The organism is Sinorhizobium sp. BG8 (genome assembly GCF_016864555.1).
Lineage (GTDB): Bacteria > Pseudomonadota > Alphaproteobacteria > Rhizobiales > Rhizobiaceae > BG8.
This window is the reverse complement of record NZ_CP044012.1, coordinates 97,909-116,584: the sequence shown is the minus strand read 5'-3', so window position 1 is coordinate 116,584 and position 18,676 is coordinate 97,909. Positions and strand designations below refer to the sequence as shown.

General features: G+C 62.7%; 14 protein-coding genes and 1 pseudogene. 14 read left to right on the top strand and 1 reads right to left on the bottom strand.

The genetic code is table 11. The annotated features are described in order from the left end of the window. The first annotated feature begins 1 nt into the window (after position 1). Entirely contained in the window at positions 2-1,084 is a 1,083-nt protein-coding gene (gene ugpC, locus F3Y30_RS21580) for a sn-glycerol-3-phosphate ABC transporter ATP-binding protein UgpC (protein ID WP_246753053.1), read from the top strand. A 358-nt stretch (positions 1,085-1,442) separates the two neighbouring features. Here ugpC (F3Y30_RS21580) and F3Y30_RS21575 read toward each other — a convergent pair whose 3' ends face one another. Further along, positions 1,443-2,483, bottom strand: a complete 1,041-nt coding sequence (locus tag F3Y30_RS21575) for a LacI family DNA-binding transcriptional regulator (RefSeq protein WP_203427238.1) — start codon at positions 2,481-2,483, stop codon at positions 1,443-1,445. 242 nt (positions 2,484-2,725) lie between these two features. On the opposite strand from F3Y30_RS21575, the gene ugpC (F3Y30_RS21570) reads away from it, so the two are divergent. From ugpC (F3Y30_RS21570) to glpK, 13 genes and pseudogenes are all read left to right on the top strand, one after another. Further along, on the top strand, positions 2,726-3,802 hold the full coding sequence (ugpC, locus tag F3Y30_RS21570) for a sn-glycerol-3-phosphate ABC transporter ATP-binding protein UgpC (protein WP_203427237.1): 1,077 nt from the start codon (positions 2,726-2,728) through the stop codon (positions 3,800-3,802). Between the two features lie 54 nt (positions 3,803-3,856). After that, positions 3,857-5,076: pseudogene (locus tag F3Y30_RS21565) on the top strand (ABC transporter substrate-binding protein). A gap of 119 nt (positions 5,077-5,195) precedes the next feature. Next, positions 5,196-6,131 (top strand): sugar ABC transporter permease, encoded by a 936-nt coding sequence (locus F3Y30_RS21560; RefSeq protein ID WP_246753052.1) that lies wholly within the window; start codon positions 5,196-5,198, stop codon positions 6,129-6,131. A gap of 3 nt (positions 6,132-6,134) precedes the next feature. After that, positions 6,135-6,989: a carbohydrate ABC transporter permease gene (locus F3Y30_RS21555; protein WP_203427236.1), complete on the top strand. Its 855-nt coding sequence runs from the start codon at positions 6,135-6,137 to the stop codon at positions 6,987-6,989. Next, positions 6,986-8,722, top strand: a complete 1,737-nt coding sequence (gene araD / locus F3Y30_RS21550; RefSeq protein ID WP_203427235.1) for an L-arabinonate dehydratase — start codon at positions 6,986-6,988, stop codon at positions 8,720-8,722. Before F3Y30_RS21555 ends, araD begins: the two co-directional genes overlap by 4 nt. A gap of 11 nt (positions 8,723-8,733) precedes the next feature. Beyond that, positions 8,734-9,537: an aldolase/citrate lyase family protein gene (locus F3Y30_RS21545; protein WP_203427234.1), complete on the top strand. Its 804-nt coding sequence runs from the start codon at positions 8,734-8,736 to the stop codon at positions 9,535-9,537. 10 nt (positions 9,538-9,547) lie between these two features. Further along, positions 9,548-10,432 carry an SMP-30/gluconolactonase/LRE family protein gene (locus F3Y30_RS21540; RefSeq protein ID WP_203427233.1) on the top strand — a complete coding sequence of 295 codons (885 nt, stop codon included), beginning with the start codon at positions 9,548-9,550 and terminating at the stop codon, positions 10,430-10,432. Between the two features lie 8 nt (positions 10,433-10,440). Beyond that, positions 10,441-11,199, top strand: a complete 759-nt coding sequence (locus F3Y30_RS21535; RefSeq protein ID WP_203427232.1) for an SDR family oxidoreductase — start codon at positions 10,441-10,443, stop codon at positions 11,197-11,199. A gap of 10 nt (positions 11,200-11,209) precedes the next feature. Beyond that, the gene (locus tag F3Y30_RS21530; protein ID WP_203427231.1) at positions 11,210-13,201 is read left to right on the top strand and encodes an alpha-glucosidase; all 1,992 of its coding nucleotides are present in this window, start codon (positions 11,210-11,212) and stop codon (positions 13,199-13,201) included. Positions 13,202-13,203: 2 nt separating this feature from the next. Beyond that, positions 13,204-13,974 (top strand): sulfite exporter TauE/SafE family protein, encoded by a 771-nt coding sequence (locus F3Y30_RS21525; RefSeq protein WP_203427230.1) that lies wholly within the window; start codon positions 13,204-13,206, stop codon positions 13,972-13,974. Further along, on the top strand, positions 13,971-15,440 hold the full coding sequence (locus F3Y30_RS21520) for an NAD-dependent succinate-semialdehyde dehydrogenase (RefSeq protein WP_203427229.1): 1,470 nt from the start codon (positions 13,971-13,973) through the stop codon (positions 15,438-15,440). The genes F3Y30_RS21525 and F3Y30_RS21520 overlap by 4 nt, the downstream gene beginning before the upstream one ends. Position 15,441: 1 nt before the next feature. Further along, positions 15,442-16,953, top strand: coding sequence for a glycerol-3-phosphate dehydrogenase (glpD, locus tag F3Y30_RS21515; RefSeq protein ID WP_203427228.1), 1,512 nt, complete (start codon positions 15,442-15,444; stop codon positions 16,951-16,953). 12 nt (positions 16,954-16,965) lie between these two features. After that, positions 16,966-18,468: a glycerol kinase GlpK gene (gene glpK / locus F3Y30_RS21510; RefSeq protein WP_203427227.1), complete on the top strand. Its 1,503-nt coding sequence runs from the start codon at positions 16,966-16,968 to the stop codon at positions 18,466-18,468. Positions 18,469-18,676 lie beyond the last annotated feature (208 nt).

Here is an 18,676-nt window from a genome sequence, read left to right as displayed (position 1 = left end):
GATGACTATGGAGCAGAAGCCCGCGAGCCTTACGCTGACGGATGTCAGGAAAAGCTACGGCAGCCTGGAGGTCATCCATGGGATCGACTTGACCATTGGCGAAGGCGAGTTCGTCGTCTTCGTCGGGCCCTCCGGGTGCGGGAAGTCGACACTGCTGCGCATGATTGCCGGATTGGAAGAGATCACCGACGGTGAGGTTGCCATCAAGGGGCGGGACGTTACCGATGTCGATCCCTCCGAGCGCGGCATCGCTATGGTATTTCAGTCCTACGCTCTCTATCCTCATATGACTGTCCGCGACAACCTGGCTTTTGGCCTGAAGATGTCGCGGACGGAGGCGGCGGAAATTGACCGCCGGGTCGCGCAGGCCTCCTCGATCCTGAAGATTGACCATCTGCTTGACCGGCGGCCGGGGCAGCTGTCCGGCGGCCAACGGCAACGTGTGGCGATCGGACGGGCCATCGTGCGCAAGCCGGATGTCTTCCTGTTCGATGAGCCGCTTTCCAATCTCGACGCAGAACTGCGCGTTTCGATGCGTATCGAGATCGCGCGGCTGCATCGCGATCTCGGCAACACGATGATCTATGTGACCCATGACCAGACCGAAGCCATGACACTCGCCGACCGCATCGTGATCCTGCGTGACGGCCGGATCGAGCAGGCAGGCACGCCGCGTCAGGTCTATGAAGATCCCGCCAACACCTTCGTCGCCGGCTTTATCGGTTCTCCGCGCATGAACCTTCTGGATGCGAGCTGGGCGGGAGACACTATCCGGCTTGGCGAGGTGCCGCTCGCGCCATTGGCGCTCCAGGTCCGGCCTCCCGAAGGCACACCGCTGACACTGGGCATCCGGCCGGAGCATATCCAGATCGCATCTGACGGGGAGGATGGCCTGCCCGCGGTCGTGGAGTTCAGCGAGTATCTCGGCGGCACATGCTACCTATATTGCCGTCTGGCGGAAGGGCGAAGTGTCACCATCGAAAGTCGAGGCGATGTTCAACCCGCAAACGGCGAGGAAGTACGGCTAGTGTTCCCCGCGGGCCGCAGTTTCGTGTTCGATCTCGATGGCAAGCGAGTCAGATGAACTGGTTGGGATGTGTGGAAGACAGCCTAACCTCTTTTACAGTTATAGTCGCGCTTGGAATGGCAGGCGAAGTGGAGGCGTACGCTCAGGACCTCAATCGAGTGGCGTTGAAACCTGCTGTAAGCGAGTCACCCTGATCGTGTGCTTTCAATGGTCGCTCGCTCCGATGCATGACCTAGATTTGTTACCACTCAAGTGGCCATGACGCGCTATGCAGGAAATGTGATTTATCCTGCGGAGGTCGGTGTTTAGCTTCAGATGTCAGGGTGGACGGTGCCTATCCTATGGGAGAACCGGTCACACAAGGGAGAAGGATGACGGATCATATCGATCCGGCCTGTCCTTGTCCCTCGTCCTCCTAGCTGCTCCGGCGATGCTGCAGCGTGAAGCGGGTGTCGATCGTACGACGCCCGTCAGCTTTCTCGCCGTGTAGATGCTCTTCGATCAGCCGGGCGGCCTCACGACCGATCAGGTCGCCGGAGGGGCGGATCGTGGTGAGCGGCGGATTGCAGGCGGCACTGAAGGAGAGGTCGCCGAAGCCGACCACCGCGAGCCGGTCCGGTACGGCGACTTTCAAACGCTCGCATGCGAAAAGTACGCCGAGCGCGATATGATCGTTGGAGCAGGCGATACCATCGGTGTCCGGATGGAGCCGCAGGGCTTCGGCCAGGAGCATCGAGCCGATTTCCGCCGAGGCCGTATCGGGATGCTCTACGACGTTTACGGTTATCCCGGCAGTTCGGGCGGCTTGCAGGAAGCCGTCGCAGCGCTGTTTGGCGCGACGGTCCTGATGCATGCGCGCGCCGAGGAAGAGCAGGTTGCGACGCCCCTGCTGGATGAGGTGCTCAGCCACCGCAACCCCGACCTTGTCGTGATGAAAGCCGACGGCGGTATCGATTTGCAGGCCGCCCAGCTCCCAGATCTCGATAACGGGGATGGCGACGTTGGCCAGAAGGCGGCGTGTCGCGGCGCTGTGCGAAAGGCCGGTCAGCACGATAGCCGCCGGTGCCCACGACAGCGCCATGCGCACCAGTTCCTCCTCTTCCTGCTCGTCATATTCGGTGTGGCCGAGAATTAGCTGCAGGCGCTGCTTCTTGAGCGCCGTCTGCATGGAGGAGACCGTTTCGGCGAAGAAGGCATTGCGCACTGAGGGCACAAGGATGCTTACCGCGCGGGAGGAAGCGGCCGCCAGGCCCCCGGCCATGAGGTTCGGCACGTAATTGAGCTTGTCGATCGCCCGGCTGATTGCCTGGCTAGCGGTCGGCGATACCGCCTCTGGCTTGCGCAGGAAGAGCGAGACAGTGGAAGGCGAGACATTGGCGAGCTCGGCGACGTCGGACATGGTGACGGACTGCATTTTGCGGCGATTGCGAGGCGGCTTTCGCATTGTGTTGTCCATAAGTGTCTCCGTAGCGCTATTATCATATTAATAACATAGATCTGATCCTATCGCAATGGAGAGCGAAGGCAAGATAATCTTTAATGCGCTGAAAATAAAAGAATATTTATCGTGATTTGTGTCTCTTGCGCATCGTTTTGCACAGAGAAAAGATTCTTCTCTTCGTATCTTGCGTCGAATAAATCGTAGCGCTATTATTTGAGCAGATGAGCCGGATGTCCGGTGACGCTTGGGAGAGAGGAATGGCTTCTGTCAGCCTGCGAAAGCTGGAAAAAACTTACGGTTCGCTGCGCATCGTGAAGGGTGTCGATCTCGAAATCGCCGATGGCGAGTTCGTGGTGTTCGTCGGCCCGTCGGGCTGCGGCAAATCAACGACGCTGCGCATGGTCGCGGGTCTCGAAAGCATCAGTGGTGGCGAAATCAGGATCGGCGAGATGCTGGTCAACAGCTTGCCGCCGCGCGAGCGCGACATCGCGATGGTCTTCCAGGACTATGCGCTCTATCCGCACAAGACGGTGCGCGAGAATATGGGCTTTAGCCTGAAGGTGCACGGTGTCGCGATACGCGAGGCTAACCAGCGCATCAACGAGGCGGCCGAAATGCTCGGCATCGGTCATCTGCTCGATCGCCGTCCGGGTCAACTATCGGGCGGTCAGCGTCAGCGCGTCGCCATGGGGCGCGCCATCGTCCGCCGCCCGAAGGTGTTTCTCTTCGATGAGCCGCTTTCAAACCTCGATGCCAAGTTGCGCGGCCAGGTGCGCACCGAGATCAAGCGTCTGCATCAGCAAATCGGCACGACGATCATCTATGTCACGCACGACCAGGTCGAGGCCATGACGCTCGCCGACCGCATCGTCATCCTCAAGGGCGGCGACATCGAGCAGGTCGGAACGCCGGACGAAGTCTACAACCGACCGCAGAGCGTCTTCGTGGGCGGCTTCGTCGGTTCGCCGGCGATGAACTTTGCCAAGGCAAAGGTTGAAGCGGGCTGTCTGGTCTTTGCGGACGGCAACAAGCTGTCGATGTCGGCCGTACGGGCCGGAAGCGAGACGCGGCTGGAGGGGCGGGACGTGATCGTCGGCATCCGGCCGGAGCATTTCGGGGCCGTCGCCGATCAGGCGGCCGCGCTCTCCGCGCGCGTGCAGGTTGTCGAGCCGCTTGGCTCCGACACGTTGGTACATTTCTCGGTCGGTGGCGATGTGCTCACCGCACGCATGCCGCCGGAAACGCGACCGGAGCCGGGCGCAGAAGTACGCTTCGGTGTCGATCCCACCAAGATACATCTCTTCGATCCCGCGAGCGAACGCGTCATCAACTGAACATCGAGCGCGCCGCGCCATCGATAAAGGGAGGATAGAATGAATATCAAGGCCATGGCGAGCCTGCTCGCCGCCACCAGCGTGTTTGCCTTCACTGTCCCGGCCTTCGCCGATACCGACCTGAAGATCTTCGTTTCCAGCCAGCACCAGCCGGACGTCTGGCGCAAGGTGCTCGACAAGTACGAAGCGGCAAATCCGGGCGTCAAGGTGACGATCGAGACCGGTGGCAACACCTCGGAAGCGCAGGCACAGTATCTCAATACCGTCATGTCCGCCGCGGACACTAATCTCGATGTGCTGATGCTCGACGTCATTCGCCCGGCGCAGTACGCCGCCGCCGGCTGGACGTCCACCTTCGAGGGCAAGGACATGTCGGTCTACCTGCCGGCCTATGCCGAGGCCAACACGGTGGACGGCAAGGTCGTCGCCCTGCCGGCTTTCGCCGACGCCATGTTCCTCTACTACCGCAAGGACCTGCTCGATAAGTACGGCATCGCACCACCGAAGACCTGGGAAGAACTGGCTGCGGCCACCAAGAAGGTTGCCGAGGGCGAAAACAACCCGGAACTGCAGGGCCTTTCGTTCCAGGGCAAGGCGATCGAGGGCGCGGTCTGCACCTTCCTTCTGCCTTACTGGAGCCAGGGCAAGAACCTCGTCGAAAACGGCAAACTGACCTTCGACCATGACGCTGCAGTCACGGCGCTCGCGCTTTGGAAGGGTTTCGTCGACGATGGAGTCGCCAAAAAGAACATCGCGGAAGTCGCCACTGATGACACGCGCAAGGAGTTCCAGGCCGGCAACGCGCTCTTCGCGGTAAACTGGTCCTATGCCTGGACACACTTCCAGGGGCGGAATCTGCCGTTAACGGCAATGTTGGCGTGACGCGCCTACCTGCGCTCGGTAGCGGCGAGCAGGCGAGCTGCCTTGGTGGTTGGGAATGGGGCGTATCGGCCTATTCCGTCCATCAGGACGAAGCGAAGAAGCTGGTTGAATACCTCTCCAGTCAAGACGTTTCTGTCTTCATGGCGGCCAACGGCTCGCTGCTGCCCACCTATGCCGGCGCCTATACAAATGCCGAGGTGCTGAAGTCGGTGCCGTGGTTTGCCGACGCACTTCAGGTGGTCGAGACAGCCAAGGCCCGTCCGGTGACGCCGCGCTACAACGAAGTGAGCGAAGTCATCCGCACCACCGTCAACGCCGTGCTCGCGGGTGTCACGACGCCGGAAGACGGCGCGAGCCAGATCGAGGCGCGCCTCAAGCGCATTCTGCGCTGATCGCCATCGCCGGAAGGGCTTTCCCTTCCGGCTTCCCAGTTTTCTTGTTTTCACGCAGTTCCGGACGCCAAAGCGCGTCGCCTTTGATGGAATTGCTCTGAACCGTCGGGAGTTGACCGGTGACGACGACCTCCACCCTGAATGCGGCAAGCGCCGCCGACCGCGGCCCGCCAGCCTGGACGCGCTGGCTAGACCTCGGTGACCGGGCACTCGCCGTCGTTCTTCTGGCGCCGGCGGCGATCCTTCTCGCGCTGATCATCGTCTATCCGGTGTTGCGCCTCGGCTATACCAGTTTCTTCAGCCTGTCGCTCACCTCCGGCCTGCCGGCGGAGTTCGTCGGCCTCGAAAATTATAGCCTCATGCTGGAGGATCCGGTCTTTTGGGAAACCACCTGGAACACCGTCCTCATCACGCTGATCACTGTGCCCGGCGCCCTCCTGGTCGGGCTGGCACTGGCCCTGCTCGCGAACCTCCCCTTCGGTGTGCAGTGGCCGGTGCGCCTTTCCCTGCTCATCCCCTGGGCATTGCCGCTCTCCTTCGCGGGCCTGATCTTCGCCTGGTTCTTCCATTCCGAGTACGGCGTCGTCAACGACGTCCTGAACCGCCTGGGTTTCGAGGGCATCATCTGGTTCAACTCGCCGAACTGGGCCTTCGCTGCCATCTGTCTGACGATCATCTGGAAGACCTCGTCCTTCATGGCACTTATCATCCTCGCTGGCCTGCAGACGATCCCGCGTTCGCTCTATGAAGCCGCCGACGTCGACGGCGCTGGCCGCATCCGCCAGTTCTTCGAGATAACGCTGCCCCTTCTGAAGCCCTCCATCATAGTCGCCTTGATCTTTCGCACCATCACGGCGCTTCAGACCTTCGATATTCCCTACATGATGACCGGCGGGGGCCCAGGGACCTCGACCGCGACGCTGGCCATGTACATCCACCAGAACACGGTTTCCTTCCTCGACCTCGGCTACGGCTCGGCGCTCGCCGTGGTGATGTTTGCCCTGTCGATGTGCGTGACCGCTGTCTATCTCCGCGCCATCCGGACCAAGGAGTAAGCCATGACCGCCATCGCCAATCCCGGTTTCCCCTCGTTCCTTTCCGGCCGTCCGCTGCGCTTCATTGCAGGTGGAGTGTTGATCATCAATGGCATGTTTCCGGCACTGTGGATCCTCTTCACCTCGCTGAAGACGGAAGCCGAACTGACGGCAAAGCCGATCACCTGGTTTCCGCATGCCCCGACACTTGCGAACTACATGCAGGCATTCTCCGACCAGCCGCTGCATCTCTTCCTGTTCAACAGCTTCATGGTGGCGCTGATCTCCACCTGCCTGACGCTGCTGGTCTCGGTGTTGGCGGCCTATGCGCTGGCACGGCTCAACCTGCGCTACCGCGGCCTCATCCTGTCGCTGATCATCGCCGTCTCGACCTTCCCGCTGGTCACGCTTCTCGTGCCGCTCTTCGAGATCATGCGCACGCTGAACCTGCTCAACACCTGGATCGCGCTGGTACTGCCCTATACGGTCCTGTCGCTGCCGGTCTGCACGCTGATGCTCGTCTCGTTCTTCGAGGGAATACCGCGTGATCTCGAAAATGCTGCGATGATTGACGGCTGCACGCGGCTTGGCGCGCTCTTCAAGGTGGTCGTGCCGCTCTGCGCGCCCGGTGTCTTCACCGCCGGCATCCTTGCCTTCGTCAATGCCTGGGACGAGTTCCTTCTGGCGCTCTCCTTCAATTCCAATCCGTCGCTGCGCACGCTTCCGGTGGGTATCCAGCTCTATCAGGGCGAGTTCGCCTTCCCCTGGCCGGTCATCTCGGCAGCGCTCGTCGTCGGCATCGTGCCGGTCGCCGTACTCATCGTCATCTTCCAGGAACGCGTGGTCTCGGGCCTCACCGCCGGGGGAATCAAGGGATGACCAGAAAGCTCGATCTCTCCGAACTGCGCAGCCAGCGCTGGTTTGCCTCCGATGACATGCGGGCTTTCGCGCACCGCCAGCGTACCCAGCAGATGGGCATGCGCCGCGAAGAGTTCATGGGCCGGCCCGTGATCGGCATCATCAATACCTGGAGCGAAATGAGCCCCTGCCACGCGCATCTGCGCGACCGGGCCGAGGCGGTGAAGCGCGGCGTATGGCAGATGGGCGGCTATCCCGTCGAACTGCCGGCAATTTCCGTCGGCGAGGTCATGGTCAAGCCGACGACCATGCTCTACCGCAACTTCCTCGCCATGGAATGCGAGGAGCTGCTGCGCTGCCACCCAATCGACGGCGCGGTGCTGCTCGGCGGCTGCGACAAGTCCACCCCGGCGCTGCTGATGGGCGCCTTCTCGATGGACATTCCCGTCATCTTCTGCCCGGCCGGACCCATGTCGAACGGCCAGTGGCGTGGCGTGAAGACCGGCGCCGGCACGCACACCAAGAAATACTGGGACGAACTGCGTGCTGGCAACATCACCCGCGACGATTGGGTAGATCTCGAAAGCCGCATGACGCGCTCGCCCGGCACCTGCAACACCATCGGCACCGCTTCGACCATGACCTCGATCGTCGATGCGATGGGCATGACGCTGTCCGGGGCATCCTCCATCCCGGCCATCGATTCCGGCCATTCACGCATGGCGTCCGCCTGTGGAGCGCGCATCGTGGAGATGGTCTGGGAAGACTTGAAGCCCTCGGAGATCCTGAGCCGCGACAGCTTCCTCAATGGACTCGTCGCCTATATGGCGCTCGGCGGCTCTACCAATGCGGCAGTGCATCTCATCGCTATGGCCAAGCGCGTCGGCGTTTCTCTGACGCTGGACGACATGGCGGAAATGGCTGGCAAGGTACCTGTCGTCGCCAACGTCTTCCCGTCAGGCGAATACCTCATGGAGGATTTCTACTTCGCCGGTGGCATCAATGCGCTTTTGAAGAAGCTCTCGCATCACCTTGTGCTCGACCGGCCGACCGTCAACGGCCGTACGCTAGGCGACAATATTGCATCCGCCGACTGCTGGAACGATGACGTAATCCGCGGTGAGGACAATCCTGTCGTACCACTGTCGCGCGGCAAGACACTGGAGGTGCTGCGCGGCAATCTCGCTCCGAACGGTGCGGTGATGAAGTCCTCGGCTGCCAACCCGAAGTTCCTCAAGCATGTCGGCCCGGCCATCGTGTTCGACGATCCGCGCACCATGAACAGAACGCTGGACGATCCCGAACTCGACATCACCGAGGACACGGTGATCGTGCTGCGCAATGCCGGCCCGGTCGGCGCGCCCGGCATGCCGGAATGGGGCAACCTGCCGATCCCGAAAAAGCTCCTGAAGCAAGGCGTGCGTGACATGGTGCGCATCTGCGACGGGCGCATGAGCGGCACCCATTACGGTACCTGCATCCTGCATGTCTCGCCGGAAGCCGCAATCGGCGGCCCCTTGGCACTGGTGAAGACCGGCGACCTCATCGAGCTCGATGTCGCCGCCGCGACCATCAACATGCGCGTGTCCGAAGAAGAGCTAGCCCGCCGCCGCGATGCGTGGAAGCCATCCGCGCCGATTTACGAACGCTCCTTCGCCGCCCTCTACCAGCGCCACGTCAGCCAGGCACATGAAGGCTGCGACTTCGACTTCCTGACCGGCACGCAGCCCGTGCCAGAACCGCCGATTTATTGAGAGACGCCCCCATGAGCAGCAACAATCCTTTCAAGTCCTGGCTCGCCGACAAGAACCGCGCCACCCCGCTCGGCACCTGGCTGATGGCGGCGGCCCCCGCGACGGCGGAGGCGCTTGGCTACGGCGGCTTCGATTTCCTCGTGGTCGACATGGAGCATGTGCCGGTCGAGTTCACCGATCTCGCCCATATCCTGCGCGCCATCGGCTGCACGCCGGCGGATGCCGTGGTGCGTCTCGCCTGGAACGACCAGGTGTTGGTGAAGCGGGCGCTCGATGCCGGCGCGCGAACAGTCATGCTGCCCTTCGTGCAGAACGCGGAAGAGGCAAAGGCCGCGGCGTCGTATACACGGTATCCACCGCACGGCATTCGCGGTGTTGCGGCCGTGCACCGCGGTTCTCGTTTCGGCACGATCCCGAACTACCTGAAGTCCGCCAACGACGATATCTGCACCATCGTCCAGCTCGAAACGCCCGAAGCCATCGAGCGCCTGCCAGAGATTGCTGCCGTCGAGGGCATCGATGCGCTCTTTGTCGGGCCCGGCGACCTCTCGGCTGCCATGGGCCATATCGGCAATATCGCTCATCCAGAGGTTCAGGCGCTGATCGAGAAAGCGGCGAAGGATGCCCACTCGGCCGGCAAGCCAGTCGGCATCGTTGGTCCGAACCCTGATATGGTGAAGCGCTTCATTGGCTACGGCTACGACTATGCCGCAATCGCCTCCGACATAGCCATGATGACGGGTCGCGCCAGCGATTGGCTCGGTCAGCTCAAGGGGACAGCCGCAGCCCCCGCCCAGCAGACCGCCGCTTACTGAGGATCGATTCGTGGACCAGGGTTTCAGCCTCGTACTCGACGCGAAGACAGCACTCGGAGAGAGCCCGGTCTGGTCGGTGGCCGAGCAGGCGCTCTATTTCGTCGACATCAAGCAGTGCCGCATCCATCGCTTCTTGCCGGAGAGTGGCACGCTGGAGATGATGACGCTTCCCGAGGAGATCGGCTGCATCGGCCTTGCGGAGGGCGGTGGCTTCATCGCCGGCCTTCGCTCCGGCCTCTGGCTGATCGATGCGGACGGTACGCCGCGGCGCAAACTTGCTGATAATCCCGAGGATCAGGCGATCAGCCGCTTCAACGACGGCGGGGTTGATACGGCCGGCCGCTTTGTCGCGGGTACGGTCGACGAAACGCGCGAGAAAGGCATCGCCAGTCTCTATCGCTACGATTCCCGTGGTCTTGCTTGCGTTGCCGAAGGACTGCTCACCTCCAACGGCGTCGCCTTCTCGCCGGACGGGCGACGGCTCTATCATTCCGACACGCTGCGCTACACGCTCTATACCTACGACTACGACCCGGCGACGGGTGCGGCGACGAACCGGCAGGTCTTTGCCCGCTTCGGCTCCGAGACCGATAAGGGCCGCCCGGACGGCGGCGCGGTTGATGTCGAGGGCTGCTACTGGACGGCCCTCTACGAGGGTGGCCGCGTGCAGCGCTATGCGCCGGACGGCACGCTTCTCGCAGAATATCCGGTGCCGGCAAAATGCCCGACCATGATCGCCTTCGGCGGGCCGGATATGAAGACGCTCTACTGCACCAGCGCCAGCATCGGACGTCCGGATGAAGAGCTTGCCGAGTATCCGCTCTCCGGTGCGCTGTTTTCGATGCGCACTGATGTCGCCGGCCTCGCCCGGACCCTGTTCAACCCAGCATGCTGAGACTTGCCATGACCTACGACACCGTCCGCTATCACTCACTCGATGGTCGCAACGTACTCATCACCGGCGGCGCCTCCGGCATCGGCGAGGCCATGGTGGCAGCCTTCTGCGCCCAGGGCGCGTGCGTCTCCTTCCTCGATATCGACGAGGCCGCGGGCAAGGCGACGGCGGCGGCGACGGGCGCGGAGTTTCACCCCTGTGATCTCACCGATATCCCGGCGTTGCGCGCGGCGGTGGCGGCGGTCGAGGCGCAGCACGGGGCCGTCGACGTCCTCGTCAACAATGCCGGCAAGGACGACCGCCATCGCTTGGACGAAGTAGAGCCGGACTACTGGCGGCGTATGCTGGCGCTCAACCTCGACCACCAGTTCTTTGCGACACAGGCCGTGGCCAAGGGCATGCGCGGGAAGGGCAGTGGGTCCATCGTCATGATGGGCTCGGTCTCCTGGATGCGCGGCAACCCTGTCATGGTTGGCTACACGACCGCGAAGGCCGCGATCAACGGCATGACGCGCACGCTCGCCCGCGACCTGGGGCCCCACGGCATTCGCGTCAACTGCATCGTGCCCGGCGCGATTGTCACCGAGCGGCAGAAGGCGCTTTGGGCCGGGCCGGAGGAAAGCCAGAAGTTCATCGACCTGCAATCGCTGAAATTCCGCCTCGATGCCGGCCATGTCGCGCGCCTCGCACTCTTCCTTGGCTCCGATGAGAGCGGCGGCTGCACCGGCGCAAACTTCATCGTCGATGCCGGCCTCACACAGAACTGAAGGTTTCGCCATGCTTCTCGAAAAGACCCCCGCCGGTTTCACACTTTCCCTCGATAGCCGCGAAATCCTCAACCACACTCCGGAAAATCCCGCCTTCTTTGCTGGCCGCGGTGAGGAACGCATGGATATGTATCGCGGCAATTTCGATATCGAGGACTATGTCGTCGAGCGCACCGCTCTTGCCCATGCGGACGTCGAGGGCAACACCGTGCGCCTCTCCAGTGCGCCCGGCCAGCCGGTACGCCTCGAACTGACGGTGGAGGGCGACAGCCTTCTGCTGCACGCGGCGGATACCTCAATCAACCGGCTCTGGCTCCGCGCCGTGGCTGACAAGGACGAGCATGTCTGGGGCGGCGGCGAGCAGATGTCCTATTTCGACATGCGCGGTCGCCGTTTCCCGCTGTGGACCTCCGAGCCCGGAGTCGGCCGCGACAAGACAACCGCGATTACCTTCCAGTCCGATGTGACTGCGAAGGCCGGCGGCGACTACTACAACACCAACTATCCCCAGCCGACCTACGTTTCCTCGCGACGCTATGCCCTGCATGTCGACACGACCGCCTATGCGGTCTTCGATTTCCGCCGCGAAGGGTTCCATGAAGTGGAAATCTGGGCGGTGCCCGAGAAGATCGAGTTCTTCTCCGCTGGCACCTTCCGCGATCTCGTCTCGAAGCTCTCGCTACGCTTCGGCCGCCAGCCGCAATTGCCGGACTGGGTCTATCAGGGTGCGATCATCGGCCTCAAGGATGGCAACACCTCGTTCGAGCGGTTGGAAAAGATGCGCGCCGCCGGCGTGAAGGTTTCGGGCCTCTGGTGTGAGGACTGGGTGGGTCTGCGCCACACCTCGTTCGGTGCACGGCTCTTCTGGGACTGGGTGGGCAATGAGGAACGCTACCCGCACCTCCGCCAGAAGATCGCAGAGCTTGCCGACGAAAACATCCGCTTTCTCGGCTATGTGAACCCCTATCTCTGTGTCGACGGCTCACTCTTTCCGGAGGCCGAGGCCAAGGGCTATTTTGCAACGGACGCAGATGGAAATACCGCCCTGGTTGACTTCGGCGAGTTCGATTGCGGTGTGGTCGACTTCACCAATCCCGAAGCGTCCGCTTGGTTTGCCGAGCGCGTGATCGGTCAGAACATGCTGGATTTCGGCCTTTCCGGCTGGATGGCGGACTTCGGCGAATATCTGCCGATCGACGTCAACCTTGCCAACGGCATCGACGCAAAGCTGATGCACAATGCCTGGCCGACGCTGTGGGCCGAGGTCAACGCCAAGGCGCTCGAAAGCCGCGGCAAGACCGGCGAGGCGCTGTTCTTCATGCGCGCCGGATATACCGGCGTTCAGGCCCATTGCCCGTTGCTGTGGGGCGGCGACCAGTCGGTTGACTTCTCCCGTCACGATGGTCTCGTCACCGTCATGTCGGGCGCGCTTTCCTCCGGTCTTCTCGGCAACGCCTATCACCACTCCGACATCGGTGGTTATACGAGCCTCTTCGGCAATGTTCGTACTGCCGAGCTTCTGATGCGCTGGGCCGAGATGGCGGCGTTCACGCCCGTCATGCGCAGCCACGAGGGCAACCGTCCTCGTGAAAATCTCCAGATCGATCAGGATGCGGCGGTGCTTGCCCATTTCGCGCGTATGACGGCGATCTATGTCCACCTCGCGCCCTATCTCAAAGGCCTGTCGGTCGAAGCGGCGGAAACGGGCCTTCCGGTGCAGCGCCCGCTCTTCCTGCACCATGAGGACGACCGCGCGACCTATGCCATCCAGGACGCCTATCTCTACGGGGCCGAACTGATCGTCGCCCCGGTCTGGAAGGCCGGCGAGACCGAGCGGACAGTCTACCTGCCAAAGGGTACGCGTTGGGTGCATATCTGGAGCGGCAAGGTCCATGACGGTGGCGCAGAGGCCACCGTGGCGGCACCGCTCGGCCAGCCCGCGCTGTTCTACCGCCAGGGTGCGGCCAATGCAGCCCTGTTCGACGGGCTGAAGGCGCTCTGACAATGGATCCGGCTCAACTGGCGGCACTTCTGGCGCTCGCCGCCGTCGCCGCCTACGTGCAGACCCTGACGGGCTTTGCGTTCGGCCTGATGATGATGGGCGGCGTAGGGCTCACCGGCATCATCCCACTTGCCGAAGCGGCGGTGCTGGTCAGCATCCTCGTCGTGGTCAATGCTGCGCAGGTCCTGGCCAGGGGCTGGCGCGACATTGCCGGGCGCGAATTCGCGCTGGTGATGGTCTCCAGCCTCGTCTTTCTGCTCATCGGTTACTGGCTGCTCGGGATCCTGCTCAAGGGTTCGCTCGACTGGCTGAAACTCGTACTTGGCACGGTCATCATCGTCTCGAGCATCCAGCTTCTGTTCAAGCCCGAGCCGCTCGAACGGCGCTCCGGCAACGGCTCCTTCCTGTTCTTCGGCGCGATCGCTGGGCTGATGGGCGGGTTGTTCTCGACTGCCGGGCCGCCGCTCGTCTACCACCTCTATCGCCAGCCGATGCGCGCGGCAGCGGTGCGCGAAACGCTGGTCGCCGTCTTCGCGCTGAACGCGTTCCTGCGCCTCGGCACCGTGGCGCTGGCCGGCCAGATGCCGGACCGGCATTTTCTCTGGTCGCTCGCCACCATTCCCGTGGTGATTGCCTTCACGCAGCTGGCGCGCCGCTATCCGCCCGGCATCTCGCCCCTCAACATGCGGCGCCTGGCCTTCGTCCTCCTGTTCCTGTCCGGCGCCTCGCTTGCGATTCCGGCCCTCCTCAAGCTCATCGGAGATTTCTCATGACGCATCCCCTGACATCTGCGCTCAAGGACCCGTCCCTCCTCGTCGACAAGGCCTTTGTCGGCGGCCGCTGGGTCGCGGCGGCAAGCGGCAATACCTTTGCGGTCAATGATCCCTTCGACGGTTCGCTGATCGCCAACGTCGCGGCACTATCGCGCGAGGAAGTCGCCAAGGCGATCGACGAGGCGGAGTCAGCCCAGAAGCTCTGGTCGAAGAAAACCGCCAAGGAGCGCGCCAAGATCCTGCGCGCCTGGTACGACCTGATTATCGCCAATGCGGACGACCTTGCGCTGATCCTCACCTCTGAACAGGGCAAGCCGCTCGCTGAAGCCAAGGGCGAGGTGATCTCCAACGCTGCCTATCTCGAGTGGTTCGGCGAGGAAGCCAAGCGCATCGACGGCGACATCATTCCGGGCGCCAATGCCGGACAGCGCATCATGGTGCTGAAGCAGCCGGTCGGCGTCTGCGCTGCCATCACCCCGTGGAATTTCCCCAACGGCATGATCCCGCGCAAGGCAGGCCCCGCACTTGCCGCCGGTTGCAGCATGCTCTTGAAGCCCGCTTCGCAGACGCCGCTCTCGGCACTGGCGCTGGCGGTTCTGGCCGAACGCGCCGGCGTGCCGGCGGGTGTCTTCTCCGTCGTCACCGGCGAAGCCAAGCCGATCGGTACGGAATTCTGCCACAACCCGAAGGTGGCCAAGATCACCTTTACCGGTTCGACCGGCGTCGGCCGCTGGCTGATGAAGGAAGCAGCCGACGGCATCAAGCGACTCTCGCTCGAGCTCGGCGGCAATGCACCCTTCATCGTCTTCGATGACGCCGATCTCGATGCGGCGGTCGAGGGTGCGATGATCTCGAAGTTCCGCAATGCCGGACAGACCTGTGTGTGCGCCAACCGCATCTACGTACAGGAAGGCGTGGTCGAGGCCTTCACCGAGAAGCTGCTCGCCAAGGTCGCCGGGCTGACGCTCGGCCGTGGCACCGAGGCCGGCGTCACCCAGGGTCCGCTGATCGATCAGAAGGCCGTGGCCAAGATGGAAGAACACGTCGCCGATGCGCTGGAGAAGGGCGGCAAGCTGCTCGCCGGCGGTAAGCGCAGTACGCTGGGCAGCAGCTTCTACGAGCCAACGGTGATCGCCGGCGTCACCCAGGCGATGAAGGTGGCGAGCGAGGAGACCTTCGCGCCGCTCGCGCCAATCATCCCCTTCCGCGACGAGGAGGACGTGATCTCCATGGCCAACGCCAGTGAATACGGCCTCGCATCCTACTTCTACGCCAAGGACATGGCGCGCGTCTTCCGCGTCGCCGAGGCGCTGGAAGCCGGCATGGTTGGCGTCAACACCGGCATGATCGCCAACGAGATGGCGCCCTTCGGTGGCATCAAGCAATCCGGTCTCGGCCGGGAGGGTTCGAAGTACGGCATCGAGGGCTTCCTCGAGCTGAAGTATGTCTGCGTCGCCGGGCTCTGACATGGCTTTCGATTACGATATCCTCGTCATCGGCGGCGGCATCAATGGCTGCGGTGTCGCGCGCGACGCGGCCGGCCGTGGCTACAAGGTGTTGCTGGCGGAAATGAATGACCTCGCCAGCGGCACGTCGTCGGCCTCCACCAAGCTCATCCACGGGGGGCTGCGCTATCTGGAACATTACGAGTTCCGGCTGGTGCGCGAATCTCTGATGGAGCGGGAAGTGCTTTGGCAGATGGCGCCCCACATCATCTGGCCGCTGCGCTTTGTGCTGCCGCATCACAAAGGATTGCGCCCTGCATGGCTGCTGCGGCTGGGCCTTTTCCTCTACGACCACATCGGAGGTCGCAAGAGGCTGCCACCGACATCCGTGCTGGATCTTTCGAAGCACCCGGCCGGCAGGCCGCTGAAGGATGCTTACGCCAAGGGTTTTGAATATTCCGATGCCTGGGTGCAGGACGCCCGCATGGTGGTACTCAACGCACGCGACGCCGCCGACCGCGGTGCGAAGATTTTGACCCGCAGCGAAGTCGTCCGTGTCGAACGGCGCGATGGCGGATTCGTCGCCGACATCGCGAACCGCGAAACGGGGACGCGTCGGACGGTCAGTGCGCGCCTTGTGGTCAATGCCGCTGGCCCATGGGTGGATCGAGTTATCGGGCTAGCTGCCGGCGGGGTCAGGGCGAAGAATGTCCGTCTCGTCCAGGGCAGTCATGTCGTGGTGCAGAAGCTTTTCGACCACGACAAGGCCTATATCTTCCAGAACACGGACAAGCGCATCATTTTCGCCATTCCCTATGAGGGCGACTTCACGTTGATCGGCACGACGGACCGCGATTTTCGCGACAAACCGGAGAAGGTCGCGATCAGCAAAGAGGAGACGGCGTATCTTTGCGCTGCCGCGAGTGACTACTTCCGCAAGCAGATCACCCCGTCAGATGTGGTCTGGTCCTATTCCGGCATCCGCCCGCTTTACGAGGCCGGAACCGCAAGCGCGCAGGAGGCCACACGCGACTACGTCCTGAAGGATGAGGGCGATGCGGAAACCGGCGCGATCATCAACGTCTTCGGCGGCAAGATAACCACCTATCGCCGGTTGGCAGAATCGGTCCTCGGCCTCGTCGAAAAACATCTTGGCCCACGAAAGCCGAGCTGGACCGCCGGCGCGACCCTGCCTGGCGGCGACTTCCCGCTGGATGGGTTCGAGGGGCTCGTCGCGAAGCTTACGGCTCGTGCGCCCTTCGTTGCAGACGCCACAATTCGGCGGCTTGCCCGGAACTACGGCACCAAGGCTTTTGATTTTCTCGAAGCCGACGGCGGCCTCGGCAGAATTGTCGCTGCGGACCTTGGTGAGAACGAGATCCGCTATCTCGTGGAAATGGAATGGGCGCGATCGGCCGAGGATATCCTGTGGCGGCGCTCCAAGCTGGGCCTACGCTGCACGCCCGACGAGGTTGCCGCCGTGACGGCGTTTCTGGCGGGACAACAATCTGGCGGCAAGGTGGCCGTCAACTGAACTGGGGAAGTCATGAGCGGATATGTCTTGGCGATCGATCAGGGAACGACGTCCACGCGGGCGATCGTCTTCGACAGCGAGTACCGGAACGTCGGAAGCGGACAGCAGGAGTTCCCGCAGCATTTCCCGCAATCAGGATGGGTAGAACATGACGCCGAGGACCTGTGGCGGACCGTGGTCGAGACGTCTCGCACGGCGCTGACTTCCGCCGGTGTTTCCTCCCGCGACGTCGCGGCCATCGGCATCACCAATCAGCGCGAAACGGTTGTCATGTGGGACCGGCGCACCGGCACACCGATATCGAGGGCGATCGTCTGGCAGGACAGGCGGACCGCCGAACACTGCGCGCGGCTTCGCGCCGACGGTGCAGAACAGGACATTAGCCGCAGGACAGGCCTGCTGCTCGATCCCTACTTCTCCGCCACAAAGATCGCCTGGTTGTTGCAACATGTGCCCGGTGCGAGAGAGGCGGCACAGGCGGGGCATCTCGCCTTCGGTACCGTCGACAGTTGGCTCGTCTATAAGCTGACAGGCGGGCGGCGCCATCTGATCGACATCACGAATGCATCTCGCACGATGCTTTGCAACATCGAGACAGCTGCATGGGACGACAGTCTTCTGTCGCTCTTCGGCATCCCGAGGGCCATTCTCCCGGAAATCGTTGCAAATACGGGCGATTTCGGCGAGACGGACGAAGCGCTGTTCGGCGGACGCATCGCCATCAAGGGCATTGCTGGCGACCAGCAGGCCGCGATGATCGGCCAGGCCTGTTTCGAGCCAGGCATGGTCAAGTCGACTTACGGCACGGGCTGCTTCACCCTCCTCAATATCGGCGAGGAGCCTGTAGTCTCGCAGCATCGTTTGCTGACGACGATTGCGTACTGGATCGACGGCCGGATGCACTATGCCCTCGAAGGCTCGATCTTCGTCGCTGGTGCCGCAGTGCAATGGCTGCGGGATGGTCTCGGTGTCATCGACCGCGCCGACCGCTCCGGCACTCTGGCTGGCGCCGCGGATGCCAGGCAAAGCGTGTATCTCGTTCCCGCCTTTACGGGCCTGGGCGCGCCCTGGTGGGATCCCGACGCGCGCGGCGCGCTCTACGGCCTCACCCGCAATACCGGCCCGGCGGAACTCGCGAAAGCGGCCCTAGAATCCGTCTGCTTCCAGACCCGCGACCTGTTGAGGGCGATGCGCCGGGATTGGCCCAAGGCGAGTGAAACCTTCCTGCGCGTTGACGGCGGCATGGCCGCCAGCGACTGGACGATGCAGCGTCTGGCAGACATTCTGGATGTGCCCGTAGATCGCCCGGTCGTGAACGAGACGACAGCCCTGGGCGCTGCGTGGCTGGCCGGCCACGGGGCAGGGGTCTGGCCGGATATGCAGGGCTTTTCGCAAAGCTGGAAAAGAGACCGCACCTTTACGCCTCGCATGAATGAGGTCGACCGCCAGACGCTCGTTCTCGGCTGGCGGGCGGCGGTTAAGAGCACGCTCGATTTCGGCGCCAAGCAACGGTGAGCCGATGATACGCAAGTAACAACGTCCCGACATGACTTCTCAAACGGCGAACATTCGATCAATGCCTGATGGTAGAAATCGATGGGGTGCGCGGCGAGGGACCATCGAGCCTCACTTTGATCGACAAGAATACATTTAAGGCTTTTAAAGACGGCCATGGCCACTCGCTGGGCGATGATTGCCTCCAGGCGACCTCTGATTGGACGAT